Source organism: Actinomadura mexicana (assembly GCF_900188105.1).
GTDB classification, from domain to species: domain Bacteria; phylum Actinomycetota; class Actinomycetes; order Streptosporangiales; family Streptosporangiaceae; genus Spirillospora; species Spirillospora mexicana.
Genome location: NZ_FZNP01000014.1, coordinates 59,022 through 80,658, shown reverse-complemented (window position 1 = coordinate 80,658; position 21,637 = coordinate 59,022). Strand labels below are relative to the sequence as shown.

Below are 21,637 nucleotides of genomic sequence, written 5' to 3'. Positions count from 1 at the left end.
TTTCTCCCGGAGGGAAATCCGGCTCCGTTCGAGCATCGATCCATCGCCGGGACGCCGCAACCGATTCGCCGGATCCGGCACGGCCGGGCGGCGGCACGATCCGTGACCGACTGATCGCAACGTGCATGCAACGTGGAACCGCCTACCGTGAGCGGCGCCGGAGAGGCGAAGGACCATCCTGTGGGTCCGCCGTCCCGCACGCGTCCGGGGGGAATGCGTGCGGGACGGCCCCGCTCCCCCGGCGCTACGGGGAGGACGAACGACCCATGCTCTGCCTGACGTGCCACCGCGTTCGCCCGGCCGCGAGCCGGGCGGACTACACCGCCGAACGCGCCTCGCTCATCGTGCGGGAGGGCCTGTGCACCTGCGGCGCGCCGCCCGGTCGGCCGTGGCGGCGGCAGCCCGTCCGGAAAGGCGCCGGGGTCCCGAGATAAACCGGTGGGTTCACCAAACGTGCACGGTCGATTCGCCTACAGTTTAAGGAGTTTTCACCCACCGGCCCCGGAAGGGAGCGCCATGACCGTGATACCGGGTCTCGTCCGCCGCGCCGCCGCCGAGGTGGAGCGCCGTCTGCGCGAGGGCGCCGGCGTCCTCGGCAGGGCCGGGCGGGAACTGGAACGGTCGGCGGAGCTCGTCCGGCTGCTGCCCTCCCTCGTCGAGCGCCTGTCGATCCTGGAGCAGTCGGCCCGCGTCCAGGCCGCCGAGCTGCGCACGATCCGCACCGAGCTCGACTCGCTGGTCGCGCAGCTCAACGACCGGCTGCTGCCGCGCCTCGACGAGCGCATGGACGACACCGAGCGCGACCTGGCCGCGGTCGCCACCAGCCTGATCCGGACCGGCCGCGAGACCGCCGGCAACCACACCCGGCTGGAGGCCGCCGAACGGCGCGTCGCCGACCTGCGCGCCAAGGTCGCGGCGCTGGAGCAGCGGACCGGGCTGTGGCGGGACCTGCAGTCCACCGTCACCAGGTTCGGCGACGACCTGGACGCGATGCGCGCCCGGATGGCGCTGCGCACCGCCGAGCCGCCACCGGACAGCGCGCCCGCTCCGGTGCAGAACCTCACCGACCGCCTGGCATAAGGGGCATCGGCGGGCGTCCTGGAGAATGGGCGCATGACTCAGCCGTCCGACCTCCTTCCGTCCGCCGCGCGCGGTTTCGCCAGCGACAACCAGGCGAGCGTCCATCCGGAGGTCCTCGCGGCCCTGGCCGCGGTCAACACCGGACACCAGCCCGCCTACGGCGACGATGCCGTCACCGGCCGGCTCCGCGAGGTCGTCCGGCGCCACTTCGGCGAGCAGGCCGAGGTGTTCCCGGTGTTCAACGGGACGGGCGCGAACGTGGTGTCGCTGCAGGCGATGTCGGAACGTTGGAGCGCGGTGGTGTGCCCGGAGTCGGCGCACGTCAACACCGACGAGTGCGGCGCGGCCGAGAAGATCGCGGGGCTGAAGCTCGTCACGGTCCCGGCACCGGACGGCAAGCTCACCCCCGAGCTGGTGGACCGGTACGCGACGGGCTTCGGCAACGTCCAGCGGCGGGAGCCGGCCGTCGTGTCGATCACCCAGAGCACCGAGCTCGGCACCGTCTACACCGCGCGGGAGACGGCGGCCGTCGCGGCGGCGGCGCACGAGCGCGGCCTGTCGGTCCACATGGACGGCGCCCGCATCGCCAACGCCGCCGCGTCCCTCGGCCTGCCGCTGCGCGCCCTCACCACCGACGCCGGCGTGGACGTGCTGTCGTTCGGCGGCACCAAGAACGGGCTCCTGCTCGGCGAGGCGATCGTGGTCCTCGATCCGGGCGCCGTGCGCGGTCTGGCGTACCTGCGCAAGTCGAGCATGCAGCTGGCGTCCAAGATGCGGTACGTGTCGGCGCAGCTCGTCGCGCTGCTGGACGGCGACCTGTGGCTGCGCAACGCCGCGCACGCCAACGCCATGGCCCGCCGCCTGGAGGGCGCCGCCCGCGCCGTCCCCGGCGTCGAGATCACGCAGGACGTGCAGGCCAACACGGTGTTCGCGCTCATGCCGAAGGACGCGGCCGAGCGGCTGCGCAAGCGGTTCCCCTTCTACACCTGGGACGAGGCGACCGGCGAGGTCCGCTGGGTCTGCTCCTTCGACACCACCGAAAACGACGTGGACGCGTTCGCCGCCGCGCTCGCCGCGGAGACGACCGCCTGACCGGCCCGATCATCCCGATCATCGGGAGCGCCCCCGCCCGCCGGGCGGCCCGCGGGTTATGGTGTACCGAACATGATTCGGTTACAGGAGGCGAGCTCGATGGCCAACCGCACCTTCGTCGTCGGCGTGGGCATGACCAAGTTCGAGAAGCCCGGCTCCCGCGACTGGGAGTACCCCGACATGGCCAAGGAGGCCGTCGGCAACGCCCTGGAGGACGCGGGCGTCGGCTACGACGCCGTCGAGATGGCCTACGCCGGCTCGATGTACGGATCGATGGGCCAGCGCGCCCTCTACGAGACCGGTATGACCGGCATCCCGGTCATGACCGTCATGAACGCGTGCGCGACCGGGTCCAGCGCGCTGTTCCTCGCCCGCCAGGCCGTCCGCGGCGGCCTCGCCGACTGCGCGCTGGCGCTCGGCATGGAGAAGATGAAGAAGGGCTCGCTCGGCGCCGGCATGGGCGAGTCCAAGGTCACGATCATCGACCACCACCTGCGCTCCATGACCGCGGGCCGCGAGTGGGAGCTGGACAAGGCGCCCATGCCGCAGATGTTCGGCAACGCCGGCCGCGAGCACATGGAGAAGTACGGCTCCACCCCCGACCACTACGCCTGGATCGGCTGGAAGAACCACAAGCACTCGGTCAACAACCCCTACGCGCAGTTCCAGACCGAGTACTCCCTCGACGACGTCAAGAACGCCACGATGATCTTCGACCCGCTGACCAAGCTGCAGTGCTCCCCCACCTCCGACGGCGCCGGCGCCGCGCTGGTCGTCAGCGAGCGGTTCCTGGACGAGCACGACCTGTGGGACCAGGCCGTCGAGATCGCCGGCCACCACATCACCACGGACACGCAGGAGAGCTTCGCCGACCACTCCTCCATCCAGGTCGTCGGCTTCGGCGTCTCCCAGCGCGCCGCCCGGAAGGCGATGGACGAGGCGCAGGTGTCCATCGACGACGTCGACGTCATCGAGCTGCACGACTGCTTCAGCGCCAACGAGCTCATCACCTACGAGGCGCTCGGCATGGCCGGGGTCGGCGAGGGCCACAAGCTCGTCGACGACGAGGCCACCACCTACGGCGGCAAGTGGGTCGTCAACCCCTCCGGCGGCCTCATCTCCAAGGGCCACCCCCTCGGCGCCACCGGCCTCGCCCAGTGCGCCGAGCTGACCTGGCAGCTGCGCGGCAAGGCCGGCGCCCGCCAGGTGGACGGCGCCCGCGTCGCCCTCCAGCACAACATCGGCCTCGGCAGCGCCTGCGCCGTCGCCGTGTACAAGCCCGCGACCGCCTGACCCGCGGGAAGGCGCGGGGCCAGGAGGATGCGCACAGGCCGACGGGGTCCGGGCAGGGGTCCTCGGAGAGGCGGCGGCAGGCCGCCGCCTCTCCGGCCCCGCTCTCCGGTGTGCGACAAAGATTGACTTTTGTCTCACAGCGGTTACGGTGATGTGAGCAGTCACCGGTCAGGAGGCGCGATGCCCGCCCCGTCCCCGCCCCCGACGGTCGTCACCGCCGCCGCCCGCAGGCCCGCCCGCGCGGCGGCCCGCGCCCCGCTCGGCCCCGGCACGCTCCTCTGGCGGCACGCCGCCGACCTGCGCTCCCTGCTCCCCGGCGCCGCCGCCGGGCTGATGCAGCTCATGCACCCCGGCATCGGCGCCGGCGTCACCGAGCACTCCGCGTTCTTCGACGCCCCCTTCGACCGGATCCACCGGTCCGTCCCGCAGATCTGGGCGACGATCCTCGCTCCGGACGGCGCCGCCCGCGCCCGCACCATCCGCGACCTGCACCGCGCCATCGGCGGGGTGGACGAGTTCGCCCGCCGCTACCACGCCCTCGAACCCGAGACGTTCTGGTGGGCGCACGCCACGTTCACCTGGGAGATCTTCAAGGCCGCCGAGACCTTCCACCCCGGCACCCTCACCGCCGAGGACCACGAGCAGATGTACGCCGAGACCGTCACCTGGTACTCCCGCTACGGCGTCAGCATGCGCCCCGTCCCCGCCGACTACGCCGCCTTCCAGTCCAGGTTCTGGCACGTCTGCGCCCGGACCCTCGAACTCACCCCCGCCGCCGCCCGCGCCCTGGAGATCGCCAGGCACGGCTCCGGCACCGTCACGCTGCTGCCCGTCGGCGGCCCCCGGATCGACCGCGCCGGACGCCTCGTCGTGGAGCGTCCGCTCCGCCTGATCACCTTCGGCTGCCTGCCGCAGGTCGTCCGGGACCGCTTCGACATCCCCTGGTCCCCGCTCGACCAGGCCCGGTTCGCCGCGCTCGCCCTGGCCAACCGGCAGGGCTACCGCATGATGCCGACCGGCCTCAACCACTGGGCCCTGCGCAGCATGCTGCGCTACATCGGCGCCCAGACCCGCCAGAACCGCTACAGCCCGGCCGCCTGAGAGCCGCTCCGCGAAACCGTCGGCGGTCTCCCCGGCCGGCGGCCGAAACACCGGATCATCTGGCGAGATGAGTGGAACGAATCATTCCGTTCTGCTAAGATAAGGGCATGAACGAAACCACCACCTCCGGCTGGACCATCCTCGACACCGCCCACAAGGCCCTCCGTGACGCGGTCCGCGGCCTCTCCGAGCAGGACCTGCGCCGCCCCACCCCCTGCACCGACTGGAACGTCGCCCAGGTCGTCCAGCACGCGGCCGGCGACCAGCTCGCCTTCGCGGCTTCGATCACCGGGCAGGCCGGCCCCGACTACAACCCGTTCGCCCCCTCCGGCACGCTCGACGGCTCGCCGATGGACCTGCTCGACCCCTCGGTGTCCGCCTGCGCCGCCGCCTGGGCCACCGTCGACCCCGGGGCCGCCGAGGTGCCCGTCCCCGTCCCGCCGGGCTCCCTCAAGCCCGAGACCGGAGCCGGCGCCGCCGCGCTGGACGCCGCCGTCCACGCGTGGGACATCGCCGTCGCCACCGGACGCCCGTCCCCGCTCACCCCGGACCTGGCCCGCCCCCTGCTGGACGTGGCCCGGCAGATCGTCGAGCCGCTGCGCCAGTACGGCGCCTACGCCGCCGCCATCGAGCACACCGGCGGCGACGATGTCGCCGCCCTCCTGCGCTACCTCGGCCGCGACCCGGGCTGGACCGCCTGAACCGCCGTGACCTGCGGGCCCGCGGCCCGCAGGTCACGCAACGTTCGCGTCCAGGGGGCCCGGAGGTCGCACGCGCTTCAGGCGGACGGCGCTCGGTCACCTGCGCCGGGGGGTCCTGTCGGACGCTCCGGCGGTGACCTTTACATTGTAGATCAATTACAGGCGGAAGACCTTCCGGGCGTTGCCTGCGAGGAACGCCTCCCGCGCGTCCTCGCCGAGGCCGAGATCGTCCAGGCCGGCGAGCGCCCGCTCGGCGGTCAGCATCGGGTAGTTGGTGCCGAACATGACCTTGTGGTGCCGGTCCTGGGCCATGTAACGGACGAGCTCCGGCGGGTACCTGCGGACCGTGTAGGCGGACGTGTCGATGTAGACGTTCGGGTGCTTGCGGCACACCGCGACCATCTCCTCCGTCCACGGGTAGCCGATGTGCCCGCCCACGATGACGAGCTCGGGGAAGTCGAGCGCCACCTGGTCGACGTAAGGGATCGGACGACCCGTCTCGCTCGGGCGCAGCGGGCCCGTGTGACCCACCTGCGTGCAGAAGGGGACGCCCAGTTCCACGCATTCGGCGAACAGGGGGTAGAACCGCCGGTCGGTGGGCGGCAGCTCCCACAGCCACGGCACCACGCGCAGCCCCCTGAAGCCCAGTTCCCCCACGCACCGCCTCAGCTCCCGCACGGCCTCCATGGGCTTGCGCAGGTCGACCGAGGCGATGCCGGCGAGCCGGTCGGGGGCCTGCCGGACGAACGACGCGACCTCGTCGTTGCTCACGAGGTCGCCCTCGGGCCCGTACCAGGCGCTGATCAGTCCGACGTCCACTCCCCCGGCGTCCATCGCCGCGACCGTGGTGCCGACCGGGATCTCCTCCGCCGGCGGTTTCTGCCCGGTCCACCTCCAGAGCGAGTCGAGCATCTCGTGCCGCAGGAACCGCACCGTCCCGTGCTGCATCCACGCGTCAATCACCATGGGGACCTCCCACCGACCGCCATGCGGCCTCGCTCAGCGATACGACCTGTCGGCCGTCCGGTTCGGGGCTCTGGCCGTTCAGCCAGAGCCGGCACAGTTCCTGCGCGGGCCCGAGCCACAGGACGAACGCGGTCACCGCGTCCACGTCGAGCAGGGCGCCGTGCCGTGCCTGCACACGCCACCAGCTGCGCACCTCGCGGAAGAACGCGCCGTTGCGCTCGGCCAGCCCGTCGCTCCCGGCGGGGCGTTCGGTGAACATGAACCGGGCCCGGTCGGGATGCTCCCTGCACCACCGCACGTGGAAGGCCACGACGGCGGTCACCGCCTCCCGCGCGCCGCCATGGGCCCTCAGTTCGGCGAGGAAGGCGTCCTGGTACATCCCGATGCTCTCGACGAACAGTGCCTCCGCCACCTGCTCCTTGCCGGAGAAGTGGTGGTAGAAGCTGCCCACGCTCACCCCGCTCGCGGCCCTGAGCCCGCTCAGCGTGGTCCCGGCGACCCCGTCGCGCCCGAACAGCTCCAGCGCCGCCCGCAGGATCCGCTCCCGTCCGGCCTCCTTCATAGAACATTATTCTGCCACACCAGAACAATGTTCTGCGTCGCCGGGGTCCCGGCGGGCGCGGTGCTCGGCGGAGCGTGGGGGTGGCGGGCCGCCTTCTGGGCGGTCGCGCTGGTGTCCCTGCCCGCCGTCGCCGCGATCGCCAAGGCGATTCCGGAGGAGCGCCCGTCCGCGGGCGGCGCCCGCAGCGAACTGCGCGCCCTGGCGAACGGCCGCCTGCTGCTCACCCTCGCCGTCAACGCGCTGTTCCAGGGCGCCACGTTCTGCACGTTCACCTACCTCCCGCCGCTCGCCACGAACGTCGCCGGTTTCGGCTCCGCCCGGGTGCCGGCGCTGCTGGCGCTCTTCGGCGCCGGATCCTTCGCGGGCGTCACCATCGCCGGACGGATCGCCGACGCGCATCCGGCCGCGCTCATCGCGGCGGGCATGACGTCCCTGACCGCCGGGTGGGCCGTCCTCGCGCTGACGGCCGGGAGCCCGGCGGCGGTGGTCGTGCTGGTGTTCGTGCAGGGGATGCTGGCGTTCGGGACGGGCCCGGCGCTGATCTCACGCGTCCTGGAGCAGGGCTCCGCGGCGCCGACGCTGGCGGGCGGGTTCGCCACCGCGGCGTTCAACGTCGGCGGGACCCTCGGCCCGTGGCTCGGCGGCGCCGCGATCGGCGCCGGCCTCGGCTACCGCTCGCCCGTCTGGGTGAGCGCGACGCTGATGGCCGGCGCGATCGCGGTGCTCGCCGGTCAGGTCTGCTTCTGGAGGGCCAGGCCGGCCGAGCCCGTCAGCGCCGGCAGGTAGCCGGACCGGTGGCCCAGCGCGGTCGGGTGGTAGGACGAGCCGATCGGGATCGTGACCGCGTTGAGCCAGTCGTCGCCGGAGCACAGCTCGTGCCCGGAGAACTCGTCCCGGACGTCCGACCACGTGAACCCGGCGCGGCCCGCGGCCGCGGAGACCACGCCGTCGAGGGTGTCGGCGGCGTGGTTGAGCGCGGTGCGCTTGGTGTTGCTCAGCCCGGCGCACCAGTCGACGATGACGTAGAGGCGCGGGTACCCGAGCACCACCACCCGCGCCGACGGGGACTTCGAGCGGATCTGGCCGTACAGCGAGTCGAGCCGGCCGGGGAGGGTGTTCTTCATGTAGGTCTCCGCCTGCGTCACCCTGCTCTGGCACGAGGAGGTCGACTGCAGGACGCAGGTCTGCATGACGTCGGCGAACCCGGCGTCGTTGCCGCCGGCGGTGACGCTCACCAGCGAGGTGGACGAGCTCAGCGCGCCGAGCTGGCCGCTGGCGACGGTGGTGGTCGTCGCGCCTGAGCAGGCCACGAACTTGTACGACGACGTGGCGTGCGACGCCGCCCACAGGTTCGGGTAGGCGTTGGCGCTGCGCTGGCACGTTCCGCTGTTCGGATCGTAGTTCCCGGCCCCCGTGCCGGACGAGTAGGAGTCGCCGAGGGCGACGTAGTCGGGCCCGGCCGCAGAAGCGGACCCGGACCCGAGAAGTGAGGCGGCGGCGAAGGTCGCCGCACCGAAGGCGACCAGGCAGGGGCGGGACGGACGCATCGGCACACTCCGGAGCGACGTATCGAATTGTGTCTTCCGTCCTATACCCGCAGCGCCATTACGCCAAGCTCAAGACTGATCAACTTTGTTTGGCATGATTCGCCATTGCCATCCGAAACAGCCGAATTCCAGGGCGGTCAACCCCAAGATCTCACAACCATTCCGGCATGCTTCCCAGCGGCCCCAGGAGCCCGTCCCGCACCACGCCTCCCTGCTCTCCGCCGAGTCCGCCCGCCCTCGCCGGCCCAGCAGGCCCGCCTTCCGGGCAGCGGCGACTCGGGCGCTGAAGACAGCACGTTCTTCCCCGACAGGAAGGGCCGCGCGGGCATGTTCCCCGCCGAGTGGGATTCACGGCAGATAGGACAGGACGCCGGAAATGCGTCCTGTCCGCCGTGCAGCCGGAGCTCAGCCCTTTCGGCCGACGCGGGAGGCTCCGCCCCGGATCCGGTGCCACGCGGCCCGCGCGTGACCGTTCACGCTGTTACTGATGCGGCGGGCGGTCGGGAACTCGGTGCCGAGGAGGCCGAGTCCGGCGAGGATCGCGACGATGCCGGGGCCGGGCAGCACGAGCATGGCGACGCCCGCGACGATCAGGGCGACTCCGGCGACCGCGACGCCGATCTTGCGGAGCAGGCGGACGTGCGCGCCGCGCCGGCTCGCGGGCGCCGCGTCGGCGTCCGTCCCGGCAGGGTCCATGGCGGTCGTGGTCACATCGTCCCCCGATCTGCGTACACGGCTTTCTTCTGGGACGAACCGGCATGCCGCCGAAGATCCCCGATCCGGTGCGGTGTGGCCAGAGTCACACCCTGTCCCCGAGGGCGGCCGCCCGCCGTTCACGGCCCGCTAGCATCGCGGAAATGAAGATCCCGTTCGGCGCGCGGGCCCGTCTCGGGGTCCTGGCCGCGCCGGTGTGGAGGCGCTTGAGCGGCCGGGCGCAGTGGCGGCTCGCGCGGCTCAGGCACCGGACGTTCCTGGTGTACGCGGGAGGGATCGTCCGGGACGAGCAGGGGCGGATCCTGCTGCTCCGGCACCGGCTGTGGCCCGCGTACCGCGCCTGGGGGCTGCCGGGCGGATACGTCAACGCCGGCGAGCGGCTCGAAGACGGGGTCGCCCGCGAGGTCCGGGAGGAGACGGCCCTGGATGTCGAGGTCACCGGACCGCCGCTCCACGTCGCCGGCGGATTCCGGCACCGGGTCGAGGCCTACTACGCGGCCCGCGTCGTCGGCGGGCGGCTCGACCTGGACGAGGGCGAGATCCTGGAGGCCCGCTGGTGGCCCCTCGACGCGCTCCCGGACGAGATGTCGCCCCGCCTCCGCAGCGTCATCGCCTCCCTTGACCTCAGCCGCGGTTGAGGTTGCAACCTGGCGGCATGAGCCTCACCGACCTCGAACGCGAATACCTCTCCACCCAGCGACTCGGCCGCCTCGCCACCGTCGGCCCCAAGGGCGACCCGCAGAACAACCCGGTCGGGTTCGACTACGACGCCGAGACCGGCACGATCGACATCGGCGGCTGGAACCTCGCCGCGTCCCGCAAGTACCGCAACCTCCGCCACAACGACCAGGTCGCCTTCGTCGTGGACGACCTGGCCTCCGTCGAGCCGTGGCGGGTGCGGGGCATCGAGATCCGCGGACGCGCCGAGGCCGCGGTCGCGGAGGGCTCCCGCTTCGGCGGCGATGTCATCCGCGTCCATCCGCACACCGTCTTCAGCTGGGGAATCGACCCCGGCTCCGAAGGGATGACCAAACGCACCATTCGGTGACCGCCCGCCGGGGGCCGGGGAAGAGGCCCGTCCGCTACGCGTCCATCCCGTCGGGGCGGAAGGGCGGGAAATAGATCTCGTCGCGGCGGATCACGCTCAGGCCGGGGTGGCTCGCGGCGGACAGGTCGACCTCCCCCTCCGCGTACAGGACGACCTCGGTGAGCCGCGGGAGCGGCGGGAGCGTCCCGAAGTCGCCGTGCGCGAGGGTCAGGGACTCCAGGCCGACGATGCCGCGGAGTTCGGCCAGGTCTTCGACGTCGACGTTCGAGAGGACCAGATGCCGGACGGGCGTGCCGCGGAGCTGCCCCAGGTCCACGTTGGCGGCGGGGCCGCCGAGTTGGAGGAGCTCCCAGGGGCGTCCGGCCAGCGGCCCGAGGTCCATGCCGTTCTCGTCCCAGAGCAGGGCCTCGGTGACGGACGTCAGCCACCGGACGGGCTCGAACGTCCCCACCCACTCGAAGTCGGTCGTGAGCCGGCGGCGCCGCAGGATCGGCTCGGCGGGCGGCGGCTCGTCGGCGTCGGTACCACCGAGCACCCGCCGCCACACCGGCCAGAGATTCGCCCAGAACTCCTCCCAGACGAGTTCCTCCTCACCGCTCACCACACCGCACCCCCGATACCCCTCGATCGCATCCAGCGGAACCCACCCGGCCATTGTTCGGCACCGGCCACTGATCGGCAGGGTGCACCCCGCCCGCACGGCTCCCCGGGCCCGCGACCGATGCCGGTGGGTGGCGGCGGCGCAGGCGGTCTCAGTCCTCTGCGGAGAGTTCCGCGAGGATCTGCCGCACTTCGGTGACCCGCGTGGGGGCGTCGATCTCGACGAGGAGGTCGAGCGCCTCGGAGTAGGCCCGCCGGGCGTCGGACACCCGCCCGGCATGGCGGTGGACGCCGCCCAGAATGCACAGCATGGTGGCCAGACCGGCCTCGTTCTCGATCTCCCGGTGGAAGGCGACGGCCGGTCGGAGCACCGCTTCGGCGTCGGCGAAACGGCCGAGGCCGTCGTAGGCCAGCGCCAGGTGCCATGCGCACCAGACGATCTCGTCGCGATCGCCTCGTCGCTCGCTCACGGCCATCGCGTCCTCCAGCACGCGGGCGGCGTCCGCGTAGCGGCCGAGTTGGCGGTACGCGTCGGCGATGTGCGCGGCCAGCCAGATCTCGCCCGCCGTGTCGTCCCGGCGACGGTAGATCGCCTGCGCCTCGGCATAGCGGTCGAGGGCTCGCTCGGGCCGGTCGAGGTCGCACTGGAAATCGCCGAAATGGGTCAGCACCCACGCCTCCTTGCCGGGGTCGTCCATGGAGCGGACCACTTCCAGCGCCCGCTCGTAGAGCGGCGGCGCCTCAGCCCCACGCCCGAGGAGCCGGCGCGCCTCGGCCAGGTGGATCAGCGATCCCAGCTCGGCCGGGGCGTCCCCCACGCGCCGCGCGGCCTCGACGGCGAGGACCTTGACCGCCTCCATCTCCTCCCAGTGCGCGCGGTAGAAGATCAGGCCGTAGAGCGACTCCACGATCCTGACGACGAGCCGGTCCTCCTGCGCCTCCGCGGCGGCTCGAAGGCTCGCCTGCACGTTCCGGGACTCGTGGGCGAACCACGCGATCGCATCGGCCGGAGGCTGCTCGTGCGCACCCGGCCGCGACATCCATTCGTGCAGGCGGTCGCCGTACCAGTTCATCGAGCGCCGGAACGCCTCCTGCCGGGCGGACGCGGACTCCTCGTCCGCCATGCGTTCCCTGGCGTAGAGCCGGAGGAGGTCGTGGAGGCGGTAGCGGTCCTCTCCCGCGACCTCGGTCAGATGCCGGTCCGTCAGTTCGCCGAGCATGCGCTCGGCGTCCTCGTCGTCCACGTCACCGGTGCGTGCGACCAGTCCGGCGGTGAAATCCCGGCCCGCCAGAACGCCCAGATGGCGGAACAGCCTCGCCGTGTCGGGCCGCAGTGACCGGTAGCTGAGTTCGAAGCTGCTGCGCACTCCCCTGTCCTCACCTGCAAGACGGGATATACGCCTGGTCTCGTCCTGTAGTTCCGACAGGTAGCGGGCCGGCGATGCGCGTCTCATCACCAGGTGCGCGGCGGCGATGCGGATGGCCAGCGGGAGTCCGGCCAGGAGTTCGACGATTCGGATGGCGGACGACCGGTCGCGGCCCACCGCCTCGGTGCCGACGATGCGTTCGAGCAGCCGGAGCCCCTCGGGGTCGGGCAGCGGGTCGAGCCGGAGCCGGTCGGCGCCGTCCAGCGAGGCCAGCGTGGTCCGGCTGGTCACGATCACGGCCGCGCCGGGCGTCCCGGGCAGGAGCGGGGCGGCCTGCCGCGCCTCGGACACGTTGTCGAGCAGCAGCAGGCTGGGCCCCTGCCTCAGCCGCGATTGGAACTCGCGCCGGCGCTGCCCGGGATCGCGCGGCATCTGGTCGCCGGGGACGCCGAACGCGGCCAGGACCTCCATGATGACGGCGTCCGCGGTGGCTGCCGCGGCCACGTCCACCCGGATCCGCGCATGGCTGAACGTGGCGGCGAGCCTGTGGGCGAGCTCGTTGGCCAGTTCGGTCTTCCCGACTCCCGCCATCCCGTGCAGGACGACCAGCGGACACGTCTCGGCGAGCCGGTCGGTGAGCAGGGCCCCCGCTTTCGCGATCGCCTCGTCCCGGTCAGTGAAGTCGGGGAGCGACCTGCTCAGGTTCTCGTGGCCCGAGGAGAACGGACGAGGACGTCGCGGGCGTGGGAGGCGCGCCAGGTTCCGCAACCCGAGTTCCCGCCCCCAGGGGGTGTCGCGCGTCATGTCCGCCCAGTGGTCCAGCGGGGCGACGGTGAGGACGGACGGCCCCTCTGACAGATGATGCTCCACCACCACGCCGATGGCGAATTCGTCGCCTGAGCCGTCGTGGGCGAATACCACCGCGCCGGACATTCCCTGCCATTCGCTTACGCCCCGCCCGCCCGCCGGACGCGGCATCAGGGAAACGCCCAACTCCAACAGGTTCGTGCGCAGGTTCGAGCCCGTCGGGATGAAACCGCTCACCTGAGCGCTTTCACGTAGCCCGACCTCCTCCGGGCCGCGCGGACGCTCCTTCCATCTGGGGAAGCCGATCGCCCAGCACGGGCCGACCCGGCCCGTCCGGGAGCGATCGACTCGGGCGAAACGGACCGGGAGCAGGTCGTCCGGCAAGGAGTCCTCCGGCACCGCCAGCAGTGCGATGTCTCCGGATTCGTCCACCATGACGACTTCGGCCGGATGCTCCGTCTCGTCCACCCGCCGGACGAGCAGCGTCCCGGCGTCCACGACGTTGTGCGCCGCCGACAGCACCCACCGCCGCCCGACCAGGTAGCCGGAGCCCACATTCCACCGGCCGGCGGGGCTCCGGCGCAGGATCTCGACCGCACGGGCCGTGAGCTCTGACATCTCAGGGTTTGTCCCGCAGCCCGCGGGACACCTTGATCGGACGTCCATCGTCGTCGAGCGGCGGCTCCAGCGTGACCGTCACGCGCTGGATCTCCTCGCGCCGGTAGGACCCGTCGCCGCCCAGTTCGAGAACCCAGAACTTCGCTTTGCCGGACGCCCCGCCTTGGCGCGTGACCCCGACGTGAAACTCCAGCTGTATCTGGCCGACACCGAAAGCGAACTCCGACTCCTTCCCCGCCTCCAGAGCCTCCAGCAACTCCGCACGAAGCGCGGCGATGGTCTCGGCAAGACCGAGCTCACCCATGGGTTCCTCCCCTATCCGCGTTCCGTCGAGAGAGCGGGACGGGCGACCGCATCGAACGATCTTCAATTCCGGGCGGATGACGCCTTCTGCCGCCACGCGACCCAATCCTCCATGAGCTTCGGCGCTCGTGACGAGGGGTAATGGCCGCAAGGCCGGAAAAGGCCATTCGCGTGCCGTCAGGGGAGGAGAACGGGTCGGCGCCGCGGCGGAGGTGGGCAACGACGCGGCGCCTCCCCATCGGCGCGGGAGCCGCCACCGCGGCGTGCCGCCACCGCGTCCTGATCACGGCCCTGAGACCTCGGCCCGAGGCGGGCAGGCTCCGACACCCGAATCGCGCACGTGCGAGCTTTGCACGTCAGCCGCCCGAACAGGCGGGCTCCGGTCATTCAACTTCCGAACTAACACCATTCTTACAGCTCCTTCAGGCCATTAATGGTCAATGCCGGTGAGATGATCGGAGCGCATGATAAAAAGCTGAACGGGTGGCCCGGCCGTTGGAGGCGCATCCGAACGGTGGGCGACAGGGGCGCCGTTCGGTCTGGTCGGCCCACTGCTTCCCCGGGCGGCTCCGCAGGGACGGAGCCGCGAGAAGACGACCGTCAGGAACCCTTATGAACGAGGAACGCGAGACGCCCCCGCCATGGTCCACGGCCATCACCGCCGAGTGCCCGGTCGGCGGTGCGCAGCAGGCGTGGATCGAGACGTCGATCACCTGGTTCGTCCGGGAGTTCGGCCGCGACCCGGCGATGCGGCCGATCGTCCTGCCCTGGCCGGATCTGCGCTCCGCCGGCTACACCGGCACGCCGGAGCAGATCAACGACGTGGTCACGCGGACGTGCGAACTGATGGAGGTCGACCGGTCCGAGCTCATCGTGGAGCTGTTCGGCCGGGAGGACGAGGACGCGGCGGCGCGCGAGGGCAAGCGCACGGTCGGGCACTACTACGTCGAGAACGGCCGGGCGGTCATCGGGCTGGACATGACGGAGGCGTCCGACGCCGCCTATCTGACCGCCGTGATCGCACACGAACTGTGCCATGTCCGCCTCCTCGGCGAGGAGCGGATCACCCACGGGCGCAAGGACCACGAGCGGCTGACCGATCTCCTCACCGTCTATTTCGGATTCGGCGTCTTCAGCACGAACGCCGCGGTGAGATTCGACGAGTCGACCCGCGGCTTCTCCGTCCAGCCACTCGGCGATCTGGACGAGCGCACGCTGAACGCGGCCCGCCATGACGGCTACACACGACTCGGGTATCTGACCGAGCGCGAATTCGCCTACGCCATGGCCTGCTACGCCTGGCTGCGCGGCGAGACCGAACCGCCGTGGGCGAGCCACCTGGATCCGGGGCCCCGCACCCTCCTGCGGCAGGGCCTCGCCTACCTGGCCCGAGCCGCCGCGGCAGGCGGATTCCCGACCAACCGGACCGGGTCCCTCCCGGTCTCCGTTCGCGTGGTACCGAAGGCCGACCGCGTCTGGCTCGGCGGCCTGTACCTGATGGTCGACCGAACCGAGTGGCCCCCGAACGCGCCCCGCCACAGACCGTCATGACCCCCACGCCGCACGCCTGGTCCTCCTAGACCCGTCGGACGGCGCCGCTTGTCCAGCTGCCGTCGACGCTCCTCGGCGACCGGGCCTCACGCCCCGCCAGGCGACCGCCGCTGCTGTGTCAGCCTCTCCAATGCCTCACGCCAGTGCAGATGCGACACCCCGAGCGCCGCCCCCGCGCGGCGGTGCGGGGCCGGCTGCCGGGGCATCGGCATGGACAGCGGAGTGGCGCGCACAAGGGTCAGAGATACAGGCCTACGTTCTTGGAACGCGTTTCGGGGGTGACGGGTCGCAGGTCGGCGGCGCGCAGGGTGGTGATCTCGGTGTCGTCGGGGCGGTCGCCGGCGGTGATGCGCTGCGCCTGGGCGGCGATGGCGGCGTCGAGCAGGTTGCGCATGAGCCGGCCGTTGCCGAAGGACGGTCCGCGGGAACTCTTCCGGAGCAGGGCGCGGAGCCGGTCGGGGACGTCCGGGGCCAGGGTGAAGCCTTCTGCCGAGGCGAGGTGCCGGAAGATCTCGACGAGTTCGACGTCGGTGTAGTCGGGGAAGGCGATGCGCTTGGGGAAGCGTGATTCCAGACCCGGGTTGGAGGCGAGGAACCGGCGCATCTCGCGCTCGTATCCGGCGGCGATGACGACGAGGTCGCCCCGGTACTCCTCCATGAGCTGGATCAGGGTGGCGATGGCCTCCTGCCCGTAGGCGTCGGACGCCAGGGCGTACGCCTCGTCCACGAAGAGGACGCCGCCCAGGGCCCGCTCCACGGCGGCGCGGACGCGGGGCGCGGTCTGTCCGAGATACGGCCCGACCAGATCGACGCGGGACGCCTCGACCATATGGCCGCTGGTCAGCAGCCCGAGCTCCGCGTAGACGGCCGCGACGAGCCGGGCGACGGTCGTCTTGGCGGTGCCGGGATTGCCGGTGAACACCATGTGCCGGGTGGGTGCGGCGGGCCTCGCGCCGACGTCGCGGCGCAGGTCGGCGGCGCGGGCCTCCGCGATCAGCCGGTGGACCTCCTGCTTCACCTCGTCCAGCCCGATGAGCGCGTCGAGTTCGGCGAAGGGGTCGGTGACGGACTGGGCGCGGGCGGTGCCGCTCAGCACGTCCGGGATGTCCTGCGGGCCGAGGGCGGTCAGGTCGTCGGCGGAGGGGGCGTCGAGCGCGGTGAGGCGGCGGGCCTGCAGGGCGACGGCGCGTTCGCAGAGGTTGCGCATGACGCGGGCGTTGCCGAAGGACCGGACGCGCGGGGACCGCCGGAGCAGCTCGGTGACCTTGCCCAGCGCGGCCGCGGACGGCTCAACTCCGGCCGCGGCGGCCTGGCCGGTGAAGATCTCGACGAGTTCGGCATCGGTGAAGTCGGGGAACCGGACCCGGGTGGGAAACCTGGAGGCCAGACCCGGATTCGCGCTGAGGAAGCGCTCCATCTCGGTCTCGTACCCGGCGACGATGACCACCAGGTCGTCGCGATGGTCCTCCAGCGCCTTCAGCAGTTCGGCGATCGCCTCGGGTCCGTAGTCGTTGCCGGAGGCGCTCTGGGTGAGCGAGTACGCCTCGTCGATGAACAGCACGCCGCCGACCGCGCTCTGCACGACGTCGCGTGTCTTGGGCGCAGTCTGACCGACGTACCGGCCGACGAGCCGGGCGCGGGACGCCTCGACCAGGTGCCCGGACGACAGGACGCCGAGCTTCTTGAAGATCCGGGCAACCAGCCGTGCGACGACCGTCTTACCGGTGCCGGGGTTGCCGGTGAAGACCATGTGGAGGGCGGGCGCCGGGGCGACGGGCAGCCCCGCCTCCCGGCGCAGCCTTCCGGCCCGGACGCGGGCGGCGACCAGTTCGATCTCCTGCTTGACCGCGTCCAGTCCGGTCAGGGCGTTCAGCCCGGCCATCGGGTCATCGGCTTGCCTCGCCTCGTCGAGGGAGGTGGGAATGTCGGCGCTCGTAACGAGGAGCTCCTCGCCCGGTTCCGTCCGCTCGCGCACGGTCGCCAGGACAAGACCGGCGAGGTGGGGCGCGAGGCGGGCGTTGCGGAGATTGCGCACCGGCGGCGTCCGGACCAGCAGTTCTCCCGCCGCGGTCAGGGCGTCCTCGTCCGCGCGGGCCCCGCGCTCGCGCAGTGCGCGGCGGAACAGCTCGGCGAAACCGTCGGCGTCGAAGGGACGTGTGGGCACCGCCGTGAACCGCAGCGCCAATGCGGGGTTGACATCACGGACCGCCTGGTCGCCACCCGGCTCGCACAGCGCGACGACGTGGAGGCCGTCCCGGACGTCCACGGCCCGGTGAAGTTCCTCCAGCGCGGCCGCACCGGCGTCCTCGTCGCGCGCCAGGTCGTCGAGGCCATCGATGATCAGGACTCGCTTCCCCGCGCAGTCCCGGACGGCGTCCAGCATCTTCGCGGTGGCGTCCGAGGCGCTCTTGCCGGCGTAGTGGTCCCCGGCCTGCCAGAGCGGGTCTCCGGTCATGCGGCCGGCGAGCAGCCGGGCGGCCTCCCCCGCGGCGTCCCGCTTGCCGGTGCCGTCCGGGCCGACCAGCAGGAGCCGGACGTCCCCCGCGACCGTGGAGATCCCCTTCAGCGCGGCGACGACGTCGGGCTGGCCGACCAGCCCGAACGCGGCGTCCTCGTCCTCCGGGGTCTCCGCGTCGCCCGGCAGATCAGAGACCCGATCGGACGCGAGCGCCGACATCACGGGGTTGACGACGCGGCGGCGGGGGGCATGGAGCCGCCTGAGTTGCCGTATGAAGGTTCTGACCGGGAGCTGGCCCTTGTCGGGGAACTTGGCGTTGCCAGGAAGTCCGTTCACCGCGCCGATGAGCCTCGCGGCCAGGTCCATCCAACGCCTGCAGGCTTCGGCTTCGCCTGCTCCCAGCGCCCTGCAGAGCCAGCCTCCGGCCGCGATCCTCCAGGTATCGCGGTCGAAGCCGGCGCTCTGGGCAGCGAACCGATCCAGCAGGTCCCGAAAGCCTTCTTCGCCGAGGACGGCCGAGAGTTCGACGGGAACGGCGTCGAGTCCGGCGTCCAGGAGAAGATTGACGAGCAGATCGTCCGTCGACTCCTTGTGCGGGGCGGCCTCCATCAGATGCTCGTGCACCGGCCGCAGCCCTGACCAGGCCCACTCCAGATAACCGATCGGCCCGGCGAGTTCAGGCAGTGCCGCCACCGTGTCGTCATCGGCGCGGGCGGCCCACGCCTCGGCCCGGTCCGTGTCCTTCATATCGGCGAGCCCCGGTGGCGGGTCCTCGAAGAGGCGCATCAGTGCCTTCCGCCTCGCCTCCAGCGGTTCGATCCCCTCAAGTACGTCCAGCGACTTGCGGTTCAACTCCAGTGCGAGTTCGAGATCCGGCACGCCGTCCAGCCAATGCAGTGGAAGGAACTCTCCCCTGCAGACATCCCAGGAATCGGGAGGGTTCAGGGAGCCGCGGCCCTTCTTGTAGTAAGCACCGAAGCATTGCCGTTGCAGGTACGTATGCGACCCGGTGCGGATGCCCGACGCACCGAGCAGGAAGTCGGTCGTGACGATGAGCTCGGACAGCACGAGGGGGGCCGGCGCCTTGACAATGGCACTCTTTTCGGTGGTCAGGTCGGCATAGCGCGGGTCGGTCACCAGCTTGTCGAGGCGTGCGCCGATCTCCTCGCACAGTCCGTCCGGGACCCGCCACGGGCCGACCGACCACAAATCCAGCATCGGCTCGTCGGTGACGAGCAGTTCCAGACGTTCCGGTAATGACATCGCACCCATCTCCCGAATGCGCCGTTCTGGCAGTGACGATCGTCTGCCGCACTGCCCGGCGGGCGCCTGACCGTTTGACGGGCCATGGTAGGACGTGCGCCGTCAACCTTCACCCCGAGTCAGGAGCCAGAGTTACCCAGCCGCGCACCCACATCACACAAACCATCCCAGAGCATCACGTTACCGCCCAAAACAGGACATGCCGAAACGATCGAATATGACGGGCCGTTCCCCCGCGTCCACCCTGTCCTGCCGCCAACCGCGGGGCCGCCGCGCGTAGCCAGGTAGGAAGCGCAGGCGGTCGATGGGCGTCTTGGGCTGGACGCGGACCTCGACGGGGCCGTGGCGAGGACCGGTCCGGGCGGCTCCGCCGAGCCCGTTGTCGCGGAGACGCCAGAGTCCGAGGCGGGGCCGGGCGCGATCCGCACCAGTTCGGTGGCGGCAAGCGGCGGCCTGGTCGGAGGTCAGTCCGTGCTCCGCCCATGGGGCGTCCTCCTGGAGGCGGACGACGGTCACCGAAGTCGGCTCCGCAGCGCGTCCAGGCCGTACCTCGCCCGGACGTCGCGCCGTCGGCGTAATGGTGCTCTTCGAGCAGCGGAAGGGTCTGTGTGCGCCAGACCGGTGCCAGGCCCGCTTCGGTGGTGGCGCTCTCCCGCATCGGTTAGGACGGGCCGATGCGGTGGTCGCGGTCCTCGATGCGGCTGTTGAGCTCGGCGAGCAGTCGCGCCGGTGCGTCGGGGAGCTCCTTCCCTCCGAGCCGCTTCGCGAGCACGTCGCGGGTGGGCGGTACGTCCGGATGGAGTTCGGCGAACCAGAAGCGGCGGCGCATGGCCGCGTCCACGAGGGCGATGGACCGGTCGCCGGTCTTCATCGATCGCGGACCGTTGCGCGCGGAGGGCGGTAGCGGATTCCCGTAGAAGTGTCGAGTGCGCCTCATGCGCATCGCCTAGAGCCCTTCTCTGTAGCGGGTGTATTCGCAGGCGAGGACGTCGATGGGCATGGACGGCCAGCGGGTCAGGGCGCCCGTGTGCCGGTCGACGACCAGCAGCGGGGCGGCCTCGTCGGCGGGGCCGTCAGCGGCGCGGGCGACGAACCCGTCCGGGAAGTCCTCGATGATCAGCGGGACGGGGCGGCCTCCGCGCCAGAAGTGCGCGTCCGCGCGCCGCCAAGCCTCGGCCCGGTCGACCGGTGCCGGGCGGACGCTGTAGGCCGTGAAGACGTGCGAGAGGCCGCGCAGCGTCCGGCACTCGGGCGTCCCGCAGCCGCGGCAGACCGGTGCGCCGTGCGGGTCCTCGCCGGGGCGGTGGGAGGCGAGGACGCAGGTCAGCGCGGCGGTGCAGGCGAGGACGAGGCGCCGTGAGTGGGCGACGAACTGCCGGCTTGAGGGGTCGAGGCTTCCGGCCTGGACGAGGGCGGCGTCAATGGAGTGGGGGTCGGCGCGCATCGCGGCGGTCATGGCGGCGTGGACGCGCAGGTGGACCTGGTCGTGCGTCCAGGAGGCGGGCTCGGTCACGCTGCCCACTCCCCCGCGAACACCGCGGTGACCGTCCGGCCCTCGCCGTTGCCGTGCCATCCCCAGCTCGCGGCGGTGAGCGAGATGGTGCGCAGGCCCCGGCCGGACTCGGCCAGCTCGGCGGCGTCCAGCGCGGCGGGCTCGCCGGGTCCTCCCTGGTCGGTGACCGACACCGCGATCAGGCCGCCGTCCCTCACGATCTCGACGGTGAAGGAGCCGCCCTCCTGCCCGGACTTGGTGTGCCGCAGCGCGTTGACGACCAGTTCGTCGGCGGCGAGCAGGACGTCGTCGAGGAAGGGGCAGCCGTCCAGCAGGCAGCTCACGAACCGGCGGGCGTTGCGGGCCTGCTCGAGCCCGCCGGGGAAGGAGCGCCGCCAGCACAGCGGCGCCGGCTGTGCTGCCGGAAGCATGGTCAGGGACATCAGAGCACCTCGGGTCGTGATGGACGTGACGTTGCGGATCTATCGGGTCGATCCTTGTTCGCACGCACATCGTCACACTCGGTCGCCGACCGGGCACGGAAGATCAGAGCTCTGCCTGCCCTGCAAGGGATTCAGCACATGTGCTCGTCTCACGTCCGATCTCTGCATGTGCGGAATTCGCGCACCCTCAGCGCGCTCATGCGGGCGAGGCGGCGAGGAAAACGGGTCCGTCCTCAACGGTCACATCACCCTGTCGACGCCTTGACCGGACGGCCGGATCGGTCTCGCACGATCGCGGACGGGCGAGGAACACTCTCGTGGCGTGCCAGACGCCCACCGTGAGCACCGCCGCCCCGGGCCACGGCGGCCCCACAGGGCTTCCGAAGCGCTCATACCACCCATCTCGCCATGAAAGTCGCATCCTCGGAACGCTTGAATGACCCTTCGTATGGGCGCCGCTCCGTTCCGACCGGTCCGGACAAGCAGACGAATGAGCGGGAGACCGGCATCTAGTCACGTGATACGCGCGCCGGTGGGACGCGTGTGGATTATCGGCACGTGCAAAGTTCGCACGTGCGCGATTACATAGGTGCCGGTGTGATCCGGCGTTGGCCCCGCACGTCACGGACAC

General features: G+C 71.5%; 20 protein-coding genes. 9 read left to right on the top strand and 11 right to left on the bottom strand.

What is annotated here, in order from left to right:
- The first annotated feature begins 516 nt into the window (after positions 1-516).
- The 5 genes from CHC11_RS30500 to CHC11_RS30480 all read left to right on the top strand — a co-directional run bounded on the left by CHC11_RS30500 (position 517) and on the right by CHC11_RS30480 (position 5,267).
- Positions 517-1,080: a hypothetical protein gene (locus CHC11_RS30500; RefSeq protein WP_089315311.1), complete on the top strand. Its 564-nt coding sequence runs from the start codon at positions 517-519 to the stop codon at positions 1,078-1,080.
- Positions 1,081-1,113: 33 nt separating this feature from the next.
- On the top strand, positions 1,114-2,172 hold the full coding sequence (locus CHC11_RS30495; RefSeq protein WP_089315310.1) for a threonine aldolase family protein: 1,059 nt from the start codon (positions 1,114-1,116) through the stop codon (positions 2,170-2,172).
- A 99-nt stretch (positions 2,173-2,271) separates the two neighbouring features.
- Complete coding sequence (locus CHC11_RS30490) at positions 2,272-3,465, top strand: thiolase C-terminal domain-containing protein (RefSeq protein WP_089315309.1); 1,194 nt, start codon at positions 2,272-2,274, stop codon at positions 3,463-3,465.
- A 180-nt stretch (positions 3,466-3,645) separates the two neighbouring features.
- Complete coding sequence (locus tag CHC11_RS30485; protein WP_089315308.1) at positions 3,646-4,566, top strand: oxygenase MpaB family protein; 921 nt, start codon at positions 3,646-3,648, stop codon at positions 4,564-4,566.
- Positions 4,567-4,673: 107 nt separating this feature from the next.
- Positions 4,674-5,267 (top strand): TIGR03086 family metal-binding protein, encoded by a 594-nt coding sequence (locus CHC11_RS30480; RefSeq protein WP_089315307.1) that lies wholly within the window; start codon positions 4,674-4,676, stop codon positions 5,265-5,267.
- A gap of 156 nt (positions 5,268-5,423) precedes the next feature.
- Here the strand turns inward: CHC11_RS30480 and CHC11_RS30475 are convergent, their stop codons facing one another.
- Together CHC11_RS30475 and CHC11_RS30470 are read right to left on the bottom strand one after the other, a co-directional pair.
- Positions 5,424-6,233: an amidohydrolase family protein gene (locus CHC11_RS30475; protein ID WP_089315306.1), complete on the bottom strand. Its 810-nt coding sequence runs from the start codon at positions 6,231-6,233 to the stop codon at positions 5,424-5,426.
- Positions 6,223-6,795: a TetR/AcrR family transcriptional regulator gene (locus CHC11_RS30470; RefSeq protein ID WP_089315388.1), complete on the bottom strand. Its 573-nt coding sequence runs from the start codon at positions 6,793-6,795 to the stop codon at positions 6,223-6,225. Before CHC11_RS30470 ends, CHC11_RS30475 begins: the two co-directional genes overlap by 11 nt.
- A gap of 27 nt (positions 6,796-6,822) precedes the next feature.
- Here CHC11_RS30470 and CHC11_RS30465 point away from each other — a divergent pair, with 27 nt between their 5' ends.
- Positions 6,823-7,581 (top strand): MFS transporter, encoded by a 759-nt coding sequence (locus CHC11_RS30465; RefSeq protein WP_089315305.1) that lies wholly within the window; start codon positions 6,823-6,825, stop codon positions 7,579-7,581.
- On the opposite strand, the gene CHC11_RS30460 is transcribed toward CHC11_RS30465, so the two are convergent.
- Both CHC11_RS30460 and CHC11_RS30455 read right to left on the bottom strand, forming a co-directional pair.
- Positions 7,527-8,342, bottom strand: a complete 816-nt coding sequence (locus CHC11_RS30460; protein WP_089315304.1) for an SGNH/GDSL hydrolase family protein — start codon at positions 8,340-8,342, stop codon at positions 7,527-7,529. The genes CHC11_RS30465 and CHC11_RS30460 overlap by 55 nt on opposite strands.
- Positions 8,343-8,747: 405 nt before the next feature.
- Entirely contained in the window at positions 8,748-9,053 is a 306-nt protein-coding gene (locus tag CHC11_RS30455; protein WP_245919961.1) for a PGPGW domain-containing protein, read from the bottom strand.
- Between the two features lie 146 nt (positions 9,054-9,199).
- On the opposite strand from CHC11_RS30455, the gene CHC11_RS30450 reads away from it, so the two are divergent.
- The gene (locus tag CHC11_RS30450) at positions 9,200-9,694 is read left to right on the top strand and encodes an NUDIX hydrolase (protein ID WP_179279083.1); all 495 of its coding nucleotides are present in this window, start codon (positions 9,200-9,202) and stop codon (positions 9,692-9,694) included.
- Positions 9,695-9,711: 17 nt separating this feature from the next.
- Positions 9,712-10,104 carry a PPOX class F420-dependent oxidoreductase gene (locus CHC11_RS30445; protein WP_089315303.1) on the top strand — a complete coding sequence of 131 codons (393 nt, stop codon included), beginning with the start codon at positions 9,712-9,714 and terminating at the stop codon, positions 10,102-10,104.
- 34 nt (positions 10,105-10,138) lie between these two features.
- On the opposite strand, the gene CHC11_RS30440 is transcribed toward CHC11_RS30445, so the two are convergent.
- From CHC11_RS30440 to CHC11_RS30430, 3 genes are all read right to left on the bottom strand, one after another.
- Positions 10,139-10,705, bottom strand: a complete 567-nt coding sequence (locus tag CHC11_RS30440; protein WP_143227386.1) for a hypothetical protein — start codon at positions 10,703-10,705, stop codon at positions 10,139-10,141.
- Between the two features lie 151 nt (positions 10,706-10,856).
- Positions 10,857-13,496 (bottom strand): tetratricopeptide repeat protein, encoded by a 2,640-nt coding sequence (locus CHC11_RS30435; protein ID WP_179279082.1) that lies wholly within the window; start codon positions 13,494-13,496, stop codon positions 10,857-10,859.
- Between the two features lies 1 nt (position 13,497).
- Complete coding sequence (locus tag CHC11_RS30430) at positions 13,498-13,800, bottom strand: trypco2 family protein (protein WP_089315300.1); 303 nt, start codon at positions 13,798-13,800, stop codon at positions 13,498-13,500.
- 611 nt (positions 13,801-14,411) lie between these two features.
- On the opposite strand from CHC11_RS30430, the gene CHC11_RS30425 reads away from it, so the two are divergent.
- The gene (locus CHC11_RS30425; protein ID WP_089315299.1) at positions 14,412-15,350 is read left to right on the top strand and encodes a hypothetical protein; all 939 of its coding nucleotides are present in this window, start codon (positions 14,412-14,414) and stop codon (positions 15,348-15,350) included.
- A gap of 238 nt (positions 15,351-15,588) precedes the next feature.
- On the opposite strand, the gene CHC11_RS30420 is transcribed toward CHC11_RS30425, so the two are convergent.
- The 4 genes from CHC11_RS30420 to CHC11_RS30405 form a co-directional block, all read right to left on the bottom strand.
- Positions 15,589-19,071, bottom strand: coding sequence for an AAA family ATPase (locus tag CHC11_RS30420; RefSeq protein WP_143227385.1), 3,483 nt, complete (start codon positions 19,069-19,071; stop codon positions 15,589-15,591).
- 661 nt (positions 19,072-19,732) lie between these two features.
- Positions 19,733-19,942 (bottom strand): hypothetical protein, encoded by a 210-nt coding sequence (locus tag CHC11_RS30415; RefSeq protein ID WP_089315297.1) that lies wholly within the window; start codon positions 19,940-19,942, stop codon positions 19,733-19,735.
- 75 nt (positions 19,943-20,017) lie between these two features.
- Positions 20,018-20,584, bottom strand: coding sequence for a hypothetical protein (locus CHC11_RS30410; RefSeq protein ID WP_143227384.1), 567 nt, complete (start codon positions 20,582-20,584; stop codon positions 20,018-20,020).
- Complete coding sequence (locus CHC11_RS30405) at positions 20,581-21,006, bottom strand: ATP-binding protein (protein WP_089315295.1); 426 nt, start codon at positions 21,004-21,006, stop codon at positions 20,581-20,583. The genes CHC11_RS30410 and CHC11_RS30405 overlap by 4 nt, the downstream gene beginning before the upstream one ends.
- Between the last annotated feature and the right edge of the window lie 631 nt (positions 21,007-21,637).